Origin of the sequence: Streptomyces sp. UW30, assembly GCF_008042075.1 — a bacterium.
Classification (GTDB): Bacteria; Actinomycetota; Actinomycetes; order Streptomycetales; family Streptomycetaceae; genus Streptomyces.
In genome coordinates, this window is record NZ_RDBN01000141.1 from 1 (window position 1) to 661 (window position 661).

General features: G+C 70.6%; 1 protein-coding gene. It reads left to right on the forward strand.

Features of this window, described 5'->3' with window-relative positions; all coding sequences use genetic code 11:
- Window positions 1–5 precede the first annotated feature (5 nt).
- Window positions 6–512, forward strand: a complete 507-nt coding sequence (locus EAO75_RS44885; RefSeq protein ID WP_148000879.1) for a DUF5994 family protein — start codon at window positions 6–8, stop codon at window positions 510–512.
- Window positions 513–661 lie beyond the last annotated feature (149 nt).

Sequence of the window (661 nt, forward strand, 5' to 3'; positions counted from 1 at the left end):
TACCGATCCGCCACCCGCCGTGTACCGATCCGCCACCCGCCGTGGGACGCCTCCCGGACGGCGTACACGAATCCGTCCGCCCCGGTACGGCCCTCCTGCGGCTGGAGACGACACAGGAGCGCACGGGAGTACTCGACGGCGCGTGGTGGCCGCGCTCCCGTGACGTCGCCACCGAACTGCCAGGTCTGATTCGCACGCTGTCCGAACACCTCGGACCGATCTCCCGGGTCGGCCTGGACTCCGCCGCCTGGGACGGACTGCCTACGCGCCTGGTCGTCGACGGCCAGGTCGTGCACCTCGACGCCTCGTCGGTGGGCGACGACACCGTCCTGGTCACGCGAGGTGATCAGGATCTCTTCTCCCTGCTCGTCGTACCGCCCGACGCGTCGCCCACCGCGGCGCGGGCGGCGATGGCCCAGGCGGTGCGCGCCGACAACCTCAAAGGGGCCGAGCAGATCCTCCTCGACACCGGTGCGGAGCCTCCCGTTCCGCCAGGCGTGACCACCACGTGAACGATCCATGACCGSTTCCGGCGCGTTCGTGGATGCCCGTGCGCCGGCCCTTCTCGGCCCGCGCGGGAGGCCAGGGAAAAGTCTGTAGCAGCGAAGCCACATTTTCCCGGCCGACGGCGCTAGGGTTGTCGCACGAGGCAGACGGTACC